This is a genomic window from Lutibacter sp. B1 (assembly GCF_012524075.1).
GTDB lineage: Bacteria > Bacteroidota > Bacteroidia > Flavobacteriales > Flavobacteriaceae > Lutibacter.
The window spans coordinates 108,627-130,100 of the sequence record NZ_JAAZUI010000007.1 but is presented as its reverse complement, the minus strand read 5'-3'; the positions used below and the strand labels follow the sequence as shown (position 1 = coordinate 130,100).

Annotated in this window: 14 protein-coding genes; 12 read left to right on the top strand and 2 right to left on the bottom strand. The window is 31.9% G+C overall.

Annotated elements, in window-relative coordinates:
* The first annotated feature begins 10 nt into the window (after positions 1-10).
* The 4 genes from HGB55_RS06055 to HGB55_RS06040 all read left to right on the top strand — a co-directional run bounded on the left by HGB55_RS06055 (position 11) and on the right by HGB55_RS06040 (position 6,857).
* Entirely contained in the window at positions 11-1,552 is a 1,542-nt protein-coding gene (locus HGB55_RS06055) for a RagB/SusD family nutrient uptake outer membrane protein (RefSeq protein WP_168815650.1), read from the top strand.
* A gap of 14 nt (positions 1,553-1,566) precedes the next feature.
* Positions 1,567-2,652: a hypothetical protein gene (locus HGB55_RS06050; protein WP_168815648.1), complete on the top strand. Its 1,086-nt coding sequence runs from the start codon at positions 1,567-1,569 to the stop codon at positions 2,650-2,652.
* 33 nt (positions 2,653-2,685) lie between these two features.
* The gene (locus HGB55_RS06045) at positions 2,686-5,559 is read left to right on the top strand and encodes a glycan-binding surface protein (protein ID WP_168815646.1); all 2,874 of its coding nucleotides are present in this window, start codon (positions 2,686-2,688) and stop codon (positions 5,557-5,559) included.
* Positions 5,560-5,648: 89 nt separating this feature from the next.
* Positions 5,649-6,857 (top strand): glycoside hydrolase family 27 protein, encoded by a 1,209-nt coding sequence (locus HGB55_RS06040; protein WP_168815644.1) that lies wholly within the window; start codon positions 5,649-5,651, stop codon positions 6,855-6,857.
* Between the two features lie 354 nt (positions 6,858-7,211).
* Here HGB55_RS06040 and HGB55_RS06035 read toward each other — a convergent pair whose 3' ends face one another.
* Both HGB55_RS06035 and HGB55_RS06030 read right to left on the bottom strand, forming a co-directional pair.
* Complete coding sequence (locus HGB55_RS06035; protein WP_168815642.1) at positions 7,212-8,741, bottom strand: RagB/SusD family nutrient uptake outer membrane protein; 1,530 nt, start codon at positions 8,739-8,741, stop codon at positions 7,212-7,214.
* Between the two features lie 25 nt (positions 8,742-8,766).
* A complete protein-coding gene (locus HGB55_RS06030) occupies positions 8,767-11,790 on the bottom strand; it encodes a TonB-dependent receptor (protein WP_168815640.1) in 3,024 nt (1,007 codons plus the stop codon).
* A gap of 220 nt (positions 11,791-12,010) precedes the next feature.
* On the opposite strand from HGB55_RS06030, the gene HGB55_RS06025 reads away from it, so the two are divergent.
* The 8 genes from HGB55_RS06025 to HGB55_RS05990 all read left to right on the top strand — a co-directional run bounded on the left by HGB55_RS06025 (position 12,011) and on the right by HGB55_RS05990 (position 21,443).
* Positions 12,011-12,883, top strand: a complete 873-nt coding sequence (locus tag HGB55_RS06025; protein ID WP_168815699.1) for an AraC family transcriptional regulator — start codon at positions 12,011-12,013, stop codon at positions 12,881-12,883.
* Between the two features lie 67 nt (positions 12,884-12,950).
* Positions 12,951-13,823 carry an AraC family transcriptional regulator gene (locus tag HGB55_RS06020; RefSeq protein ID WP_168815638.1) on the top strand — a complete coding sequence of 291 codons (873 nt, stop codon included), beginning with the start codon at positions 12,951-12,953 and terminating at the stop codon, positions 13,821-13,823.
* A 110-nt stretch (positions 13,824-13,933) separates the two neighbouring features.
* Entirely contained in the window at positions 13,934-15,037 is a 1,104-nt protein-coding gene (locus HGB55_RS06015; RefSeq protein ID WP_168815636.1) for an SGNH/GDSL hydrolase family protein, read from the top strand.
* Positions 15,038-15,040: 3 nt separating this feature from the next.
* Positions 15,041-16,033: an L-glyceraldehyde 3-phosphate reductase gene (gene mgrA, locus HGB55_RS06010; RefSeq protein ID WP_168815634.1), complete on the top strand. Its 993-nt coding sequence runs from the start codon at positions 15,041-15,043 to the stop codon at positions 16,031-16,033.
* 7 nt (positions 16,034-16,040) lie between these two features.
* Complete coding sequence (locus tag HGB55_RS06005; protein ID WP_168815632.1) at positions 16,041-17,417, top strand: sialate O-acetylesterase; 1,377 nt, start codon at positions 16,041-16,043, stop codon at positions 17,415-17,417.
* Between the two features lie 137 nt (positions 17,418-17,554).
* Entirely contained in the window at positions 17,555-18,262 is a 708-nt protein-coding gene (pyrH, locus tag HGB55_RS06000) for a UMP kinase (protein WP_168815630.1), read from the top strand.
* A gap of 25 nt (positions 18,263-18,287) precedes the next feature.
* Positions 18,288-18,842 (top strand): ribosome recycling factor, encoded by a 555-nt coding sequence (frr, locus tag HGB55_RS05995; protein WP_168815628.1) that lies wholly within the window; start codon positions 18,288-18,290, stop codon positions 18,840-18,842.
* Positions 18,843-18,935: 93 nt separating this feature from the next.
* On the top strand, positions 18,936-21,443 hold the full coding sequence (locus HGB55_RS05990; protein ID WP_168815626.1) for a DUF5686 and carboxypeptidase-like regulatory domain-containing protein: 2,508 nt from the start codon (positions 18,936-18,938) through the stop codon (positions 21,441-21,443).
* Positions 21,444-21,474 lie beyond the last annotated feature (31 nt).

Here is a 21,474-nt window from a genome sequence, read left to right as displayed (position 1 = left end):
AATACACATTATGAAAACATTGAATAAATTTTCAAAAATAATATTTCTACTACTAGTTTTAAGTTCTTGTAGCGAAGATTTTATTGATAGACCACCTGAAAGTGACATTGCACTTACCGAGTTCTACTCTACTGTAGATCAAGTAAATGCTAGTACTTATATATTATATGGACTTCCTTGGTACCAATATAACAACTTTTTTAGTTGGGTAGTTGGAGATGTTGCTGCCGGTAATATGATTACTTGGGATCCAAAATCAGTTGCTTTTGTAACTTGGGATGTTGGAGGAGATAACCAAGTATTAACTCAAGGATGGACCTCATTATGGGGTGTAATTGCACAAGCAAACTCAATTATAAACTATTTACCACAATATGTTGGTGCCGATGTTCCTCAAGAAGCAATTAACAACGCTCTTGGAGAAGCAAGATTTATGAGAGGTTTAGCTTACTTTTATTTGGTAAGAGTTTGGGGTAATGTTCCAATTATTGAAAACAACTTAGACCATGTGTACGACTCAAAACTTCCTACAAACCCGGTAAGTGATGTGTATACATTCATTAAAAGAGATTTTCAATTTGCAATAGATAATTTAAGAGAAAAAAGCGTTGCCGATGTAGGTCATGCATGTGCAGGTACTGCAAGATCTTTTTTAGCTAAAGTATATTTATACGAAAAAGATTATGCCATGGCCAAACAACTTGCCGGTAAAGTAATTTCTGATGGAGATTTTTCATTAATGGAAAATTATGAAGATTTGTTTTTAACAGAAAATGATAATAATGATGAATCAGTATTACAACTACAATGGGTTGGAAATGGTCCTTACGGAACAGGTAATGCTTTACAAGCATACTTTGCACATTCTTCAAGTGTAACAGGTACTGGTGATGGTTGGGGCGCTGTAGGTCCATCAATCGATTTACTAAACGCTTACGAGGAAGGTGATACCAGAGATCATGCAACAGTTATGAGACGTGGTGATTACTATCCAAATTTAAATGGAGGATTTACCGTTCCAGATGATATTGATGTTCATGGACCAGATGCAGGTATCAAAAAATATGTAGTTGGTAGACCTGAATATAATGGTGGTGGTGCACAAGCAAACCACGCAAATAATACCTATATGATGCGTTATGCAGAAGTATTATTAATTTACGCTGAAGCAATAATGGCAGGAAGCGGAAGTACTTCAAATTCTGAAGCTATAAATGCTTATAAACAAGTTAGACAAAGAGCTTTCCCTGAAGCTGACCTTTCTGGTATTACAGAAATTACATTTGACGATATTTTTTATGAAAGAAGAATAGAATTAGCTGTAGAAAACGATTACTGGTACGATTTAGGAAGAATTGATAGAACAAAAGCAATCAATATTATGGCTAATCAAGAAAGAGGTACCTATAATGGTGATGATCCTACTATAATAGATGAACGTGAAGGATTTAGAGCTCCTACAGAGGCAGATTTCTTATTCCCTTATCCAAATGTAGATGTGATTAAGAATCCATTATTAACAGAAGCTCCTGTTCCTTATAATTTTAATTAAAAATATAATTCGATATGAAAACATATAATAAAATTAGAAAGTTTTTTACCTATGGCTTTCTTTTAATTTCAACCATCATCTTATCTGTTTCTTGCGCATCAGATAATGATGAAACATTCGAACCTTACCAAAAAGCACCAGGTGGACCTCCTGTTATTCAAGGAGTTTATACTGCCAGATATCAAGAAGAAATCAAGCAAGGGGTTTTGGAAAATATGGTTAATATAAAAGGTAAAAACTTAGCATCATTAAAATCAATTCATTTTAATGGATATCAAGCTTATGTAAATCCAACAATGGTTACAGATACTGATATTTTTGTTGTAATACCTGAAAATGCACCATACATTAGCAATCTAAATAAAATTAGATTAGAAACTGCCGGCGGTGTTGTTTTTTATGATTTTCCATTACTAACAATCACAGGATTTAATACCGGAAACGATGGTACCGGAGATACAGTAACCTTATATGGTGGTGACTTTACCTATGCAAATGAAGTTGTATTCTCAAGAGGATCTGAAGAAGATAATGATTTAGTAGAAAATGTAGCTACAATTATAAGCCAGTCCGCTACTGAAATTACAGTTTATGTACCTGAAGGAACAACGCAAGCATATATAAATATTAATACTTCTTTAGGAGCTTCTGTACGTTCTAAATCATACGGATTCAATTACCCATTATATGTAGATTCTTTAAATTCTGATTGGGGCGTAAGCGGTTGGAGTGGTGAGCAAGATACAGCATCAACAGATTATGCTTTAGGACAATATTCAGTAAAAAGAGAAAGTGAACAATGGGGAGGTTTAACATTTATGTTAAATGAAGGTGCTGATCCAATAGTGTTTGGTGATTACAGCTCAATTGCTGTTAAAATTTATGCAGTTGCTGAAGGACAAACTTTAGTTATGGCTATAAATGATTTTGACGCAAGTGTTGATTTAGAATTGAAAGCCGGTGAATGGAAAGAATTTAATATTCAATTAACTGATTTTTATTCTGCAGGTTCTGGACCGGATACAATAACCAGAATAGATTTCCAAGGGTCTTCTGATGGTGTTCAAGTATATTACTTAGATGATTTCGGATTACTATAGTATTGTTCCGTTTAATAAAAATTATTAGAAATTATGAAAAATTTAAAATTTATTAATAAACTGGCAATACTCTTAGTTATTGCTTTAACGGTCTTTTCTTGTGATGAGGATGATAAGATCTATCCCGTTACAAATGAAATAAAATCAATTTCAGATATTTTAGCAGAAAATAATTTATCTATTTTCGAAGAAGCCCTTACGTTAGTTGAAGCTAATGCCACTATAAATGTTAATGATGGAAACCATACTGTATATGCTCCAACAAACGAAGCCTTTAATGCTTTATTCAGTAAACTGGGAGTTACAAGCTTAGATGAAATTGATAATTTAGAAACCCTTATATTATATCATATCAGAGAAGCAAGAATTCCTGAATTTTCAAATAACCTTACAACTGGTTATATTGATATGTTAGCTACTGACCCAACAGGTAATAATTTAAGCTTACATATCAATACTGAAGATGATGGTCTACTTTTAAATGGAACAGCTTCAACAGTTGAAGGTTTATATGACTTAGGTGCAACTAACGGTATTGTTCATACAATTAATACTGTTTTGATTCCACCTATGATACCAGATGTTGCAGAAGCTAATTCAGATTATTCAACATTTGTTTCAGCCATAAAACAAGTAGCTTTAGAAGAAACTTTAAGAGGCGAAGGGCCATTTACTGTATTTGTGCCAACAAATATCGCATTTACATCTTTTATGCAAGCTGTTCAAAGTGAACTTGGGTATGCTAGTTTAAGTGAAGTCCCTGAAGATCTTTTAAAACCAGTTCTTGAATATCATATAATAAAAGATGAAAACTCGCTAATTGGTGATATGAATGGCCAAGAAAAAGTTACCGTGCAAGGTGAAACTATTGCTATTAACGGAACCGTAATTGATGATAAATCAGAAGTTGATGCTAATGTAACTCTTAGCGATATCCAAATGGTTAATGGTATTGTTCATGTTATTGACAGAGTTTTACTAACAACTCAATTTGCTGAAGCCATAAAAGACGCAACATTCAACGTTTATTTAAGAGCGAAAGACGCTGGTTATGCAATATTTATTGAAGCTGTAGATTTAGTAGGTTTATCAGACGCTCTTAAAGTAGATACTTTTACAGCATTTGCACCAAATGATGCTGCTTTTACAGGATTTATGGGAAGCTTAGGTTATTCTAGCTTAGCTGATTTCGATATTGATGTTTTAAAATCTGTAGTTGAATATCATCTAGTTGCAAGTACAATGCTATCAGCTGATTTTACAAATGGAGATGTTACAACCGCACAAGGAGAAAACTTTACGTTAGATTTAACAGATCCTGAAGCTCCTGTTATTGTATCTAAATTTGGAAATCCAGCCGGCTTTGAAATTACAGACTTAGGCGCAGTTAACGGTGCAGTACACGGAATTAAAAGAGTATTAATTTCTGATTATATCGTTAATCTATTTGGTTTAGGACAAGGTGAAAAAGGCGCCCCTATTTTTGCTCTTTCTGTTTATAAAGACGCTTTAGGTGAAGGATTCTCAGCTTGGGATGGCTGGGGAGGCACTTACGATTATGCTAATACAGAAAATGTGAGTAATGGTACTGCTGCAATAAAACTTGATTACGAAGGACAGTGGGGATCTTCACAAATTGGTGCAGGAGGCATTGATGTGTCAGGTTATTCTACCTTCCACTTCTCAGTATATGGAGATACTGCAACAACTGTTTTAGTTGCTTTATGTGATTGTGATACAGGTGTTGAAGTTGCTATAACTCCGGGAGTATGGACCGAAATTGAAATACCTATAAGTGAGTTTGGAGATTTAAAAATGGATGCAATTAGATTTAAAGAAGTAACTAATGACGGTGTAGGCGGACAAACTATTTATATTGATGATGTTGGATTTGATCTTCAAGGTTATGAAACAGTAGGTACTGAAGTGCTTACTTTCGGATTACCAATTTATGAAGAAGGATTTACTGATTTCTTTACCAATACAAATACTACAAATGGAGAGTGGTCATGGGATGTAACTAGTGTAAATACATTAAGTGATGCAATTGTTAAAACAGGAGACTATTCACTTAATATAGAATTCACAAAAGCTGACTCAGGTTACAAACTTGCTGATTTTAATTTAGATATTTCACAATATTCTGAAATGCAATTTGATATTTATACAGATGATGTACTTAGTTTTGAAGTTGAAGCTGGCGGAAATTGGGATAATACCTATAAATTTAATAGTGCTGCTGGACAATGGACTACAGTTACAATACCTTTATCTGCTTTAGGAAATCCTTCTACAATTAACGAAATTGCAATTAAGTTTGCTAGCTGCGAAACTTGTGAGTACCCTTATGCAGGAGTATATATTGATAATTGGGGATTTGATCCTGAAGTAACAATTGTTAGCGATAGCCCTGTTGACCCTGTAGCAGATGAAAGCTTAGTTTACTTTAACTTTAACGGAACTGGTTTAGACTCTTGGTGGGGTGATGTTGCTAATTCAACAGTAACAGACGAAGCTGCAAGTGTAGATGGTACCCCTTTCTTTAACGCAACTAACGTACAAGGTAAAGATTGGTTAGGTTTATTCTTTAGAAATGAAGGTAATAATTTCCCTGGTGCCACTATTGGCACTAATATAGATAGTTATGTTCTTAAATTTGATATCAATGTTATAGAACCTTTTACTGACGGTGTTTTAAAATTCCGATTCGAAGGTTCTGGTGGTGATATATTCTACGATTGGGATGCTACAAGTGTAACATCAGACGGATGGCAAACTATTACAGTACCTCTAACCGATGTTGGAGTGTCAGATTATAGCTTAGTAGACAACGAAATTGGTGTTGCTTATAGTGGAACATCAATGTTAAATTTCTCAATGGATAACATTAGATTTGAGTTTCAATAAATATTAAACCATTAAAACTTGTTTGAATAAATCATATATTCCCTGTAGAGTAATTTACAGGGAATATTTGTTAAAATAAATCTCAAAAAATGAAAAAAAATTTAATTATACTATTTTTAATAACCGTAAGTTTAAACTCCTTTGCTCAAAAATTTGAAGGATTAGCTCAAACACCTCCTTTGGGCTGGAACAGCTGGAATACTTTTTCTACCAATATTAATGAACAATTGGTAAAAGATGTTGCAGATAAATTTGTTGAATTGGGTTTAAAAGATGCCGGTTATGAATACATTGTTTTAGACGATGGTTGGATGGCAAAAGAACGTGACGCTAACGGAAATTTAATAGCTGACCCCGTAAAATTTCCTAATGGCATGAAAGCTTTAGCTGATTATGTACACTCAAAAGGTTTAAAATTTGGATTGTACAATTGTGCCGGTTCAAAAACTTGTGGTGGTTATCCCGGAAGCCGTGGTTACGAATACCAAGATGCACGTTTATATGCTTCATGGGATGTTGACTACTTAAAATACGATTGGTGTAATACTGACAAATTAAATGCTGAAGGTGCTTACATGACAATGAGAGACGCTTTAAAAGCTGCAGGCAGACCTATTGTATTCAGTATTTGCGAATGGGGAGATAATGAACCTTGGAAATGGGCTAAAGATGTTGGTCATTTATGGAGAGTTACAGGCGATATTATTAATTGCTGGGATTGTGAAGTTGGCCATGGTTCATGGTCATCATGGGGAGTTTGGAAAATCATCAATTTAAGAAAAGATATTCGTAAAGCATCCGGTCCTGGTCATTTTAATGATTTCGACATGATGGAAGTTGGTAACGGCATGACTGACGCTGAAGATAGAAGTCATTTTGCAATGTGGAGTATGTTGGCTTCTCCATTAATTATGGGAAATGATTTAAGAACAGCTACACCTGAAACCATAAAAACACTCTCTAATAAAGAAGTAATAGCAGTTAATCAAGATAAATTAGGTATTCAAGGCTTTAGATTTTCTAATGAATTTAATGTTGAAACTTGGCTAAAACCACTTGCTGATGGTAATTGGGCTATAACTTTTGTAAATATGAATGATGAGCCAATTGATTTTGAATTTGATTGGACTAAACATGAAATTGGAGATGATGTAAATGGAAAGTTTTTAGATTTAAAAAATAATATTTACACTATCAGAGATTTATTCAACCATAAAAACTTGGGAGATACTTCAAAAAAATTAAAAACTACTATTGGAGTTCATGATGTTTTAATGATAAAACTTCAAAAAAAATAACATTAAAATAGTATTCTACAAAAAAGCCGAAGCATAATGCTTCGGCTTTTTTTAATAAATAAATAGCAATTCTCTCCAATCCTTTATTTTTAAATACTTTAAATAATGAAATGAGGATTCGATTATAATTAAAACAGTTTATACATTATGATGCGCTTATTATATTTTTGTCATTCCAGCCTTCGCTGGAATAACAGGCTCTTAATCAACCAAAAACATATCTATTAGTTATCAGTTATTTTTTTTCAAACTCGTGTATTAGTTATTTATTATCTACTTTTTTTAAACAAGCAGCGTGAGTAATTACTCACGCTGCACTTCAAATTAATTCAAAATAAAATCACCTAATTTTGACTAATATCCAGGATTCTGGTCTGCGTTGGTTAACGCATCGTTTAATTCAATTTCTGTAACCGGAATAGGGAATAAATCATTTTTAGATGCATATCCTGTTCCTGCCAATTCTGTTGCTGCTCTTCCCCATCTTACCAAATCCCAAAAACGCTGGCCTTCATGTGCTAATTCTAAGAATTTTTCATTTACAATAGCATTGAATAAAGCGTCTCCGGTAAGTCCTGATAAAGGAGCTAAACCTGCTCTTTCATGAACTTTATTCAATTCAATTAGAGCTTGTCCGTCTTGACCATCTTTATTGTAAGCTTCTGCTGCCAATAAAAGCACCTCTGCGTATCGTAATAACCTCCAGTTGGTAGTGTAATTTAATTCTCTTACGGTTCCTTCAGGACTTGTATCACTTGCACGTGTTGTATACTTTATTCTTATAGCTCCTTCGTAATCCCAAATGTTTTCAGCAGGTTCTTTTACTGCTCCTCCGCCTGCAATCAATTCCGCTTCTGTCATTAAAGTAGCTGCTTTACGCTCAGTATCTCCCATTGCATCAAATGCATCAATCAATTTTTTAGTTGGTAAATTAAAGCCCCAACCATTAAGTAAACCTACAGGAGCCACATCAAAGAAATCTCTTGTACCCATTAATATTATATGTGCATTGCTTTCAACACGTCCTCCCCATTTAAAACTACCCCAATCATATCCTTCGGTAGAAATATAACCTAACTCAAAAAGAGATTCTATACCAAATTCAGAACCTATAGTCCAAACATTAGCAGGATCAGGCTCTAAATCATGAGCCGGATTAGCAATAACAGCAGCTAAATAAGGAATAGCTTGACTATATTTTTCTTGAAAAACCAATACTTTTCCCATTAATGCTTGAGCAGTTCCTTTACACACTCTAAAATTTTCAGAGACAGCAGATTTATCAGGCAATCCTGTTATTGCCTCTGTTAAATCAGACTCAACTTGTGTATAAATTTCAGTTCTTGGGCTTTTAGCTAACGCAAAAGCTTCAGGACTTACTACATCAGGATTATGTAATCTTAACGGTACATCTCCCCACATGGTAGTTAATTCAAAATAACACCATGCACGCATAAATTTAGCTTCTGCCAACACCTTTGCTTTATTGCTTAATGAGCTTCCTTCCACATTATCAACAATAACATTGGCTAATGCAATAACTCTGTAAAACAAATCCCAATTACTTGTAATAGAAGTGTTTGAAATTGAAACGTTTGCATAATCATCAATATCTTGTAATTGAGCTTGGTCTCCTGCATTTCCTCCTGCTGCATTAGCATCGTCTCCAGGCAATAATTTTACAAAGTAAGCACTATGCCAATCTTTGGCATAATTATATTGCATAAGATCATATAATCCAAGTACAGCTTTTTCTACATTTTCCTCAGTTGAGAACACATACTCGGTATCTAATGTACCTGTAGGTGGATTCTCAACAAAATCATCACTACATGAAGTAAAAATTAAAAGTGATGTTATTACGGTAAAAATTATTTTTTTCATAATTATATTACTAATTTATTTTTTATTAAAAATCAACTGATAAACCAAATAAAGCTTTTCCAGGAATTGGATAAAATCCTCTATCTACACCTTGGCTATTATCTTCATAACTACCTGCTTCAGGGTCTAAACCATTATATTTTGTAAATGTGAAATAATCATCAAGAGAAATATAAACTCTAAGTTTTTTTAGATTTATTTTTTCAACAATACTTGTTGGTAAAGTATAACCTAATTGTATTTGTTTAATTCTCATATATGAACCGTCATCTATCATAAGATCAGTATCATAATAACCATTTATTTGTGATGCTCCCGGATATTTTGCATTTGCATCACCTGGCTGTGTCCATCTACCATTAAAATATTCAACCGGTTTATTGGTTAAAGGACGTGAAGGCTGATGGTATGCTGCAAAAATGTCATTACCCTCTGTACCTTGTAAGTTTAAACTGAAATCAAAGTTTTTATAACCTAAATTAATACTAGCTCCATACAATAAGTCAGGATGTGGTGAACCAATTTCAGTTTTATCATTATTGGTTATTGTACCATTTCCATCAGTATCAACAATTATTGGTGCTCCTGTTTGTGAATCAATACCATTTGTTTTATATCCGTAGAAATACCATACAGGATGTCCTTCTTCAAAACGAGTTACAGGCTCTCCTCCAGGGATAGTTGCTCCATTTAAAGCAGCATTAACTGATACATCTGTAGTTTCATTATCTAAAGTAGATAAGTTAAAATTAATACCATAGGTAAAACCACCTTCTGTTGTATCTTTATATCCTGCTTCAAATTCAAAACCTTTGTTTTCAATAGTTCCTGCATTTATCGGACCTAAAGTTCTACCTACAGAACCGGGAACAATTAAATTTCCATCAGTAATTAATAGGTCTTTTGTTTCTTTATTGTAATAATCTGCAGAGAAATTAAATTTTCCGTTAAAGGCTCTTAAATCGAACCCAATATCAAACTGTTCAGACTTTTCCCAAACCAATTTAGGATTTGCCAAATCTCCTACATTGTAACCTCCTACTCCTTCGTAAATTACAGGAACAACATAACCTCCATCACTAGCTACTGTTTGCCAAAATTCTAAATCTCCGTTACCTTCTAGGTTAGCATCACTACCATTTTGTCCCCAACTGGCACGTAATTTCAAATAATCAATCTTAGCATCTTGTTTCCAAAAATCTTCTTTAGATAGTACCCAACCTACAGATACAGCAGGGAAAAGGTCTCCTTTATCTGATTTTGGGAACACACTAGATTCATCATATCTTAAAGAACCTTCAACCATGTATTTTCCCATATAGTCATAAGACAATCTACCAAATATAGATGTCATATTTTTTTCATAAATAGCTCCTCCTATCACATCATTAGCTCTGGCAGTATAATCAAAATAAGCAAATTCATCAATACTTCTTTCAACAGAACCTCCTTTTAGACTGTAATATGGATTTTTAATTTTTTCTGCAGAATAACCTACCATAGCTGTTAACGAGTGGTCATTAAACTCTTTGGTATAAGTTGCGAAATTTTCCCACAACCATCTTGAGTTTCTATCAATATCGTGTGCTAATGATACACTTGTATTTGACGCCTCTGCACCTACAACATAAATTGGAGTCCACCTATTATCGATCATATTTGCTCTTTCATAACCAAATCTAGTTGTAAAAGATAAGCCTTCCATCAATTTAATTTTAGCATAAACAGAGGTTAAAAAACTATCTGTATCAATACCTTCACCTCTAAATACGTAATTAGCATAACCAACAGGGTTAATTACCTCACCTGTTGAGTATGTTGGATATCCATATACTCTACCATTTTTTGTAACCATTGCTGTACCATTTGCAACACCTTCTGCAGCTCTATCAGGTAAAGCTCCATCATAAATCACAGGTGTAAGTGGGTCAATTAACAATACGTTATTAACAACTCCTCTATAAGAATCATCTTCAGTAATAGGAGATTGGTTTGTGTTTGCGTAAGTTATATTAGCTCCTATTTCTAACCAATCTTTTAATTCGCTAACAATATTAGCTCTTAAAGTATATCTTTTGTATCCTGAATTTTCTTTACCAACAATACCTTCTTGATCTAATAACGATCCTGATAAATAATATGAAGTTTTTTCAGTTGCACCTGAAAAACTAAGGTCATGCCTTTGCACAAAAGCATCTTGGAATGTTTCATCTATCCAATCTGTATTGATACCATTATCAACAACTTGGTTTTGACCTGCTTCATTCATATACTGAACAAATTGAGAAGCATTCATTAAGTTCATATCAGTTCTTACACTTTGAATACCAAATTGCGAGTTATAGCTTATTACTGATTGTCCTTTTTTACCTCTTTTTGTTGTAATAATTACAACACCATTAGCACCTTGTGTACCATAAATAGCTGCAGAGGCAGCATCTTTTAAAACCTCCATATTAGCAATATCACTTGGGGCAATATTATCTATAGTTGAAACTTTCATTCCATCTACAATATAAAGAGGGTCTGCATTACCATTAGAACCGGTACCACGTATTCTAACTTTAGCTCCACTACCTGGAGCTCCAGAAGAAGAAACAACAGTAACCCCTGCTGTTTTACCTTGTAAAACTTGTTCTATACGTTGTGTTGAAGAGCTTTCAATTTGACTTTCATCAATACTTGAAATTGAACCTGTTACCAAACTTTTTTTCTTGGTACCATACCCAATTACAACAACTTCGTCTAATTCATCTGCGCTTTGGGCTAATACCACATTAATTACAGACTTTCCTGCAACACTTACTTCCTGTGTTACATAACCAACATAACTAATATGTAAAACTGCATCTGAAGGAACTTCACTTAAAGTGAATTTACCATCAAAATCTGTAGTTGTACCGTTGGTTGTACCTCTAACAAGAACGTTTGCTCCAGGCAGTGGACCATTAACGTCCGATACTGTTCCTGAAATCATTTGGGCTTGCATAAAGCCGCTAAGCAATAAAGCTCCCAGAAACAGAAATTTTCTAAAGAAATAATTTCTCATAATAAATCTTTTTTGTTAATTGAATTTTGTTATTAATTAAACCTTAACCTAACATGAAAATAATAAATCCCTTATCTTTGAAAAGAATTTATTATTTTACTAATTTATTGTGCTAGTTTTTATATATATAACAAATTTAATATTTACTACAACGATATAGTGATACTATTTAATCAAATTTTAATACTATTTTTGTATACACTTAACATCAATGATTATTATGCATAAAAATGTTCACAGAGAAATTTCACCTTTATCACCAGAAGATAGTTTTTTGGTTTTTGACCGTGTAAAAGATGATTTCGATTTTCCTATTCACTTTCATCCTGAATATGAATTAAATTTCATTCACAATGGAAAAGGTGTTAGACGTGTGGTAGGAAATAGTTTAGAAGAAATAGATGATATAGAACTTGTAATGGTTGGCCCCAATTTGGTTCATGGTTGGGAGCTTCATAATTGCACAAATAAAAAGATTCACGAAATTACAATTCAATTTCATGACGATTTATTTGATGATAAAATGCTTTCAAAAAGAATCTTTAAACCAATTAAAGATATGTTTAACCGATCTAATCATGGCATCTTATTTTCAAAAAAAACCACTAAAGAATTAATGCCCAGAATAATGTCACTATCAAAAATAGATAGTATGGACTATTTTTTAGAGTTAATTTCAATTTTACACGATTTAGCTAACTCAAGAAACCAAAAATTACTTTCTACATACATCTCTCAAAACAAAAACTTTGAGAATAGTGATAAAATAAAAAAGGTATATGAATACGTGCAAGATAATTTTAGTCGAAAAATATCTCTTGCTGAAATTTCAGATTTAGTAAATATGAGTCCGGTTTCTTTCAACAGATTTATTAAAAAAAGAACCGGCAGAACTTTTATAGAATATATTAATGACTCCAGAATAAGTTTTGCCACACGTTTACTTATTGAATCAGATTACAGTATAGGTGAAATAAGTTTTAAGTGTGGATTTAATAATATAGCCAACTTTAACAGGGTATTTAAAAAAGTAAAAAATTGTACTCCTACTGAATTCAGAGAAGAATTTAAAGGCATTAAAAGAGTTTTATAAGCACATATTTTGTATCTTACAATATATACTATCTAATCATTTTAGTTAAAATTAAACATTCTAAGCCATGTATGAAAATATTAACCGAGAAATTACTCAACTAGAACCCGATGATGTTTTTTTGGTTATAAATAGAATAAAACAAAAGTTTGATTTCCCTATTCATTTTCATCCTGAATATGAACTCAACTTTATACTTAACGGGAAAGGTGTTCGTAGAGTGGTTGGAAACAGTATGGAAGATATTGAAAATGTTGAAATGGTATTAGTGGGACCTAATGTTGAGCACGGCTGGGAAACCCACAACTGTAAAAGCAAGCAAATTTACGAAATAACAATACAATTTCATGACGGTTTATTTGATGACAAATTACTTTCATTAAAAATATTCAAGCCTATAAAAGAGTTGTTTAACAAATCAAACCACGGAATTCTATTCTCAGCTAAAACGGCCTTAGAGTTAATGCCTCGTATTGTAGCTCTTTCTAAAATTGACAGTATTAGTGATTTTACTCAACTTTTAACAATTTTACAAGAGTTAGCTAACTCAAAAAATCAAAAATTACTTTCAACTTATATATCAAAAAATAACGAATACGAGAATAGTAAAAAAATTAAAAAAGTTTATGAATACATTCAAAAATACTATTATCGTAAAATTTCTCTTTCCGAAATTTCAGAGTTAGTGAATATGACTCCTGTTTCATTTAATCGATTTATAAAAAAACGTACCGGTAAAACTTTTGTAGAATATACAAATAATATTAGATTAAGTTATGTATCACGATGGTTAATTAATACCGATTTAAGTATTAGTGAAATTGGTTTTAAATGTGGCTTTAACAACATAGCTCATTTTAACAGATTTTTTAAAAAAACCAAAGGCTGTACTCCTCGCGAATTTAGAGATGAATTTGTTAGAATTAAACAAGTTTCTTAACACCATTAAAATGATAAACTTTTCCTGTTTAAATAATATCATTCTTTGATAAATTATGTTAAATGTAATTCCTTAGTTTATGATACCTTTATTCTTTTAAAATTAACGTTATGTCAACAAAATTTATATTCCCAATTTTACTATTTGTACTAATAGGCTGTAAAGAAGAAAAAAAAGCTTATTTCACCTATAAAAATGCTACAAATGAACATTTTCTTTATCAAGGAAGAACTGATATTCACAATGATACCTGTAAAGTTTTAATAAACTCTGCTGCATCAGTAGAATTTATTGTTGAAGGAGATTCTATAAACCTTTATGTAGAGCCTCAAACCAAAGCACATAACTATATTTCATTAGCAATAAATGATGAGTATATTAAAAGATACAAAATTGAGGCTGGTACAATTAATAAAATCCCTCTAATTTTACCAACACAACAATCAAATAAAATAGGTATTTACAAAGCAACTGAAGCTTCTAACGGTGGAATAATATTTCATGGAATTGATACAAAAAAATTACTCCCAACAAATAACGATAAACATTATTCTATTGAATTTATAGGAAATTCAATTACTTGCGGAATGGGTGCCGATAAAGGTGAAATACCTTGCGGAACAGGCGAATGGTACGACCAGCACAATGCTTACTTAGCTTACGGACCAACTGTTGCCAGAGCTTTAAACGCTAATTTTATATTGAATTCAGTTTCGGGAATTGGAATGTATAGAAATTGGAATTCTGAACCCGGTGAAGAACCAATAATGCCGGAAGTGTATGAAAACCTATATTTAAATACTGATTCTTCAAAAAAATATGATTTTACATACAATCCGGATATTGTAAGTATTTGTTTAGGCACAAACGATTTATCTGATGGTGATGGTGTTAAAGAACGTTTCAATTTCGATACTCAAAAATATATCGAAAATTATATCAACTTCTTAAATAAAATATACACACATTATCCAAAAACAAAAGTGGCTTTATTAACAAGTCCAATGATATCAGGCGAAAAAGGAGAAATTTTACTAGAGTGTTTAACCAAAATAAAAGAACATTTCAGTAAAGAACATGTTATAGAAATTTTTGAATTCAGCACAGTTACGCCAGGCGGTTGCACATCACATCCTGACATTAACGATCATAAAAAAATAGCGGAAGAACTAGTACCTTTCTACAAAAAAATGTTAAATAATTCAGCAGAATAAATTATGGAAAATTATACAGCAGCTACAAATAGATACGAATCAATGCCATATAGAAGATGTGGTAAAAGTGGAATTTTACTTCCATCTTTATCATTAGGATTATGGCATAATTTTGGGCATGTCGATAATTTTAATACCTCAAAACAAATAGTACATACAGCTTTTGACAAAGGTATCACGCATTTTGATTTGGCTAATAATTATGGACCTCCTCCGGGTTCAGCCGAAGAAAACTTCGGAAAAATATTAAAACAAAGTTTTGCTTCATATAGAGATGAACTCATCATTTCAACAAAGGCCGGTTGGGGAATGTGGCCAGGACCCTACGGAGATTTAGGCTCAAAAAAATACTTAGTTGCAAGTTTAGACCAAAGTTTACAACGTATGGGATTAGATTATGTTGATATTTTTTATCATCATAGACCGGACCCTTACACGCCTTTAGAAGAAACTATGAGTGCACTCGACTTAATTGTTAGGCAAGGAAAGGCATTGTATGTTGGAATTTCATCTTATAATACTGAAGATACCTTACGAGCTTCAAAAGTTTTAAAAGAACTTGGCACACCTTGTTTAATTCATCAACCACGTTATAGTATGTTAGATAGATGGGTAGAAAATGGTTTACTTGATGTTATTGAAGATGAAGGAATTGGCTCTATAGCTTTTTCTCCTTTAGAACAAGGTATTTTAACCAACAAATACTTAAAAGGCATCCCTGAGAACTCAAGAGCTGCTAAAAGCACCGGATTTTTACAAAAAGAACAAGTAACAAAAGAAGTTATACAAAAAGCGCAGCAGCTTAATGGAATAGCTCAAAAAAGAGGACAAAGTTTAGCGCAAATGGCAATTTCTTGGTTATTAAAAGATCATAGAATTACCTCTGTTTTAGTTGGCGTAAGTAGCGAAAAACAATTATTAGACAATTTAGGCGCTTTAACTAATTTAGAATTTTCGGTTTCAGAACTACAAGAAATTGAAACTATTTTAAAATAAACTACACATGAAAAAACTAACGTTTTATATATTTTTATTAATTGCAAACATTTCAATGGCAAATATATCATTACCATCTGTCTTTTCAGATAATATGGTACTTCAACGTAATTCAACAACCAAAATTTGGGGTTGGGCTTCTCCTGGTGAAGAAATTAGACTTGTTGCTTCTTGGAATCCAACTGATACTTTATCAACAAAAGGAAACAGACAAGCAAAATGGGAGTTAAAACTAAAAACACTTGAAGGTCCGGGACCTTTTACAATAACCATTTCAGGATACAACACTATTGAATTAAAAAATGTTTTGGTTGGTGAAGTTTGGCTAGCATCAGGGCAATCAAATATGGAATGGAGTGCTTCAGCAGGAATAATTAATGGTGAAGAGGCAATTAAAAATGCTAATAATCCTAATATTCGTTTTTTTGATGTACCACGTATAGCTGCAGAATATCCTCAAAACAATGTAAAATCAAATTGGGTAGAGTGTACTCCTGAAACAATGAAATATTTTAGTGCCATTGCTTATTTCTTCGGAAAAAAATTAGAAGAAAGCTTAAATGTTCCTATAGGAATTATTGGTTCTAATTGGGGAGGAACACCAGCTGAGATTTGGATACCAAAAAATGCTTTTGAAAAAGATGAAAAACTAACTGAAGCTGCCTCAAAACTTGTTAAAGAAGAATGGGGTCCAAACGAACCTTCAAGAGCATTCAACGGAATGATTCATCCTCTTGTACCGTACACTATTGCCGGGGTAATATGGTATCAAGGAGAAACCAATACTTCAAACCCTAAATATTATAAATATGTATTTTCATCATTGATAAAAAGTTGGAGAGAAAAATGGGACATTGATTTTCCTTTTTATTTTGCACAAATAGCTCCTTATAATTATGGAACAAATTATGCAGGAGTTCAAATTAGAGATGCTCAAAGAAGAACTTTAGATATACCAAATACCGGAATGGTAATAACCAGTGATTTTTGTGATGTGGAAGATATCCATCCTAAAAATAAAATACCAATTGGTTTACGCTTTGCAAACTTAGCTTTAAAAAATCATTACAAACTAAATACCAATTTAGTTGAAGGCCCATTATTTGATAAAGTTGTTTTTGAAAATAAAAAAGCTAAGGTTTATTTTAAAAATTCGGAAGGTCTTTATTTTAAGCCCGAAAAAATATCATTATTTGAAATTTCAGGTGAAGATTTGATTTTTTATCCGGCAAAAGCTACAATTAAAAACAATACAATTATTGCTTATTCAAAAAAAGTAACCAATCCAAAATATATCCGCTTTGCATGGGGAAACACCAGTATTTCAAACTTGTTTAATACTGCCAATATACCCGCGTCAAGTTTTACAACAAAGAATTACTAATTTAAAATAGTCCAAATTTAATCAGATGATTTTTAACAGTAGAATTACACATCATGCATATTTAGTGTAATTCTACATTAACATAGCATTTATTCTAATAAAGTATTTCTTATATTTGCATAACTTTTAAAAAAATTATGGCTTATAAAAGAATTTTATTAAAATTAAGTGGTGAAGCACTTATGGGCACTCGCCAATATGGAATAGATCCTAAACGTTTAGCTGAATACGCTGAAGAAATTAAAAAAATTGTTGATAAAGGTATTGAAGTTGCTATAGTTATTGGTGGTGGAAATATATTTAGAGGAGTTGCCGGAGCCAGTAACGGTATTGATAGAGTTCAGGCGGACTATATGGGCATGCTTGCTACAGTAATTAATGGTTTAGCCCTACAAAGTGCACTTGAAGATGCCGAAATACAAACAAGGCTGCTTACCGCAATTAAAATGGAACAAGTTGCTGAACCTTTTATTAAAAGAAGAGCCGTGCGACATTTAGAAAAAGGAAGAGTTGTTATTTTTGGAGGTGGTACAGGAAACCCTTACTTTACAACTGATACTGCTGCAGTTTTACGTGCAATTGAAATAAATGCTGATGTTATTTTAAAAGGAACTCGAGTTGATGGGATTTATACTTCAGATCCGGAAAAAAATGAAAATGCTATCAAATTTGATTCAATTACCTATAAAGATGTAATGAACAAAGGTCTTAAAGTAATGGATATGACAGCATTCGCTTTAAGTCACGAAAATAATTTACCAATAATTGTATTTGATATGAACACTAAAGGAAATCTTGTAAAAGTAGTTGACGGTGAGAATATTGGAACAATTGTTGATAAATAACAGTCTAATTTAAACGTTTTAAATTATGAATGAAGAATTAAAATTTATTGTAGATAGCACTAAAGAATTAATGCAAAATGCAATTGCGCATTTAGAAAAAGAGTTTAGAAACATTAGGGCCGGTAAAGCAAGCCCTGCAATGTTGGGAAATGTTACTGTTGATTATTATGGTTCTCAAACTCCATTAACACAAGTAGCAAATGTAAGCACTATGGATGCACATACAATTACAGTTCAACCATGGGAAAAACATATGCTTCATGAAATTGAAAAAGCTATAATGATAGCTAATTTAGGTTTCAACCCAATGAACAATGGCGAAGTTATTATTATTAATGTTCCTGTTTTAACAGAAGAAAGACGTAAAGAACTTTCAAAACAAGCAAAAGCTGCTGCAGAAGCTGCAAAAATAGGCATTAGAAACGACCGTAAGGAAGCGATGCATGAAATTAAAAAAACGGATGCCTCTGAAGATATGAAAGCCAATGCTGAAATTGACATTCAAAAATTAACAGATAAGTTTATTCTTGAAGTTGATGAGCATTACAAAGTAAAAGATCAAGAAATTATGAAAGTTTAATATAAAAGTTAAACTTATCAAAAAACTAAAAGCGCTCATACGAGTGCTTTTTTATTATAGTATATTTGTTACACTTTGTGATAACCATTTTAAATGAAAAAAATACTTTTTTTATTATTTCTTAGTCCATTCTTATTATTTTCACAAAACTATGTTCAAGGAATTGTAATTGACAGTAAAACCAAACAACCCTTGGCGTTTGCATCAATAATTACCAATACAAACTTTGGTACATTAACAGATGTTGAAGGTAAATTTGAGATAACAACCCAAAAACCTTTTGATGAAATTTCTGTATCGTATGTTGGTTATACACCTACAAACATAGTTTTAAACAATCAAAAATTTATCAGTATAAAATTAAAATCAAAAGTTGAAAATTTAAATGAAGTTCTAATTATAGCAAAAGAAAATCCGGCAAATAAAATTATCAAAAATGCGATAGCAAATAAAGAAAAAAATGATATCGAAAAAGCTCTAAATTCATTTAAATTCAATTCATACAACAAAAAATTAGTTACTGCAAATCCAGATTCTATTAGTGGAACAATAGATACTATTTTTGTGCTTAAAAACGGGAAAAAAGAATTTAAAAAACTAGACTCCTCAAATTATCAATTCAAAAAGGAAATTACAGAACATCACCTATATATCACAGAGAAAATTTCAGAATTTAATTTTCAAAAAGGGAAAAAGAAAAAAGAAATTATTTTAGCATCGAGAATGGCAGGTCTTAAACAACCTATTTATGAAATTTTAGCAATTACTATTCAAGATTTTTCTTTTTACAATGAGTACTATACAATTGCAGGCACAAAATACACAAGCCCGATTGCAAATAATGCACTTAAAAAATATAATTATAAAATATTAGATACCGTAAAAAATTCTAACGGAAACGCAATTCTAATCTATTTTAAACCAAAAAAGAAAATAGACGTTGCTGGTGTTGAGGGAGTAATGTACATTGATGATAAAACTTACGCAATAACTAAAGCAGTATCAGAAGTAAAAGGATCAATTAATATTAAATCAACTCAAAACTTTGAATATATTAATAACTATGGAATTTGGTTTCCAAGCAATATGGATTTGGTTATTAAAAAAGGTACGAATAACGAAAACATAGAACTATTTGGAGGTGTTGTAAAAATTTCAGAAAACAAAAAAAACGACTCAATAATTAAATCTAAAACTAAACAACCATCAGATATTGTTTATTTTATATCTAAAACCGAAAATTCAAATATTGAAATAAATACACCTGTTGTAGTAAAAAAATCGTCTTCAACAATACAATTCAATGAAGATGCTCATAAACAATCTTTAGATTTTTGGAACAAATACAGAACAGATTCTTTAACTAAACGAGGAGAAACAGCATATAAAAAGCTAGACAGTATTGCAGAAAGCGAAGGTGTAGAGAAAAAAATAAACATTGCCAGAAACGTTTTAAAAGGCTACTACCCTACAAAATACATAAACCTTAATTTGGGTAAAATAATTAACCTTAATAATTACGAAGGCTTAAGAATTGGTTTTGGTGGTGTAACCAACACCAATTTTTCTAATAAATATAAAATTGAATCTTACATAGCATACGGCACAAAAGATGAAGATATTAAATATAGCATTGGAGCCTCTACCAGACTCAATAAAGACACCAACACTTGGTTGGGAGCAAATTACACAAACGATTTAAAAGAAGCTGCTTCATTAGATTTTATTGCTGAAAACACCTCTTTTTCACCTATAAATCCTCGAAATTTAAACATCAGTAAATTTTATAATTATAAAACCGCAAGCATTTATCTTGAACATGATATTCAGCCAAATTTAGAAGCAAAACTTCAATTAAGTTCTGGTGATTATAAACCTGTTTTTGATTATCAATATATTACTTCCGGTAAAATTACAACCAATTATACACTAACAACTGCTGCTTTAGGTTTACAATACAACCCTAAAAACGAATATATGAATTCACCTTTAGGAAAATTGAAAATTAAAAACGATTACCCCCAAATTACTTTTCAAATAACTAAAAGTTTTAAAAATGTTTTTAGCAGTGATTTTGACTTTACACAAGTTAATTTAAGGTTACTTCATGAAATAAAAAGATTGAGAAAAGCGACTACCGAAATTTTGGTTGAAGGTGGTATTGTTTTAGGAGATGCTCCTATTTCTCATCTTTTTAATTCAACACCAAACTACACCTTTAAAAGTCCTTGGCTAAAACGTGTAACTTTTGCCGGTAAAAACAGCTTTGAAACTATGGGTTATAACGAGTTTATTTCAGATAAGTTTGGTGCAATTCACATTAGGCATCAACTACGGTATTTTAGAATTGGCTCTAAGTTTAAACCACAAGTTACTTTGGTAACAAGAGCAGCAATTGGAAACTTAGAAAACCCTTCAAATCATAAAGGATTAGAGTTTAAAAGTTTACAAAATGGTTACTTTGAAAGCGGTATAGAATTCAACAGTATTTTTAAAGGTTTTGGTTTAAGCTCATTTTACAGGTATGGCTCTTATCAAAATTCTAGATTTAGCGATAATATTGCCCTAAAATTAACATACCAGTTAAGACTAGGTTTTTAAAATTTAGAACTCAAAACTCAACTATTTTTAT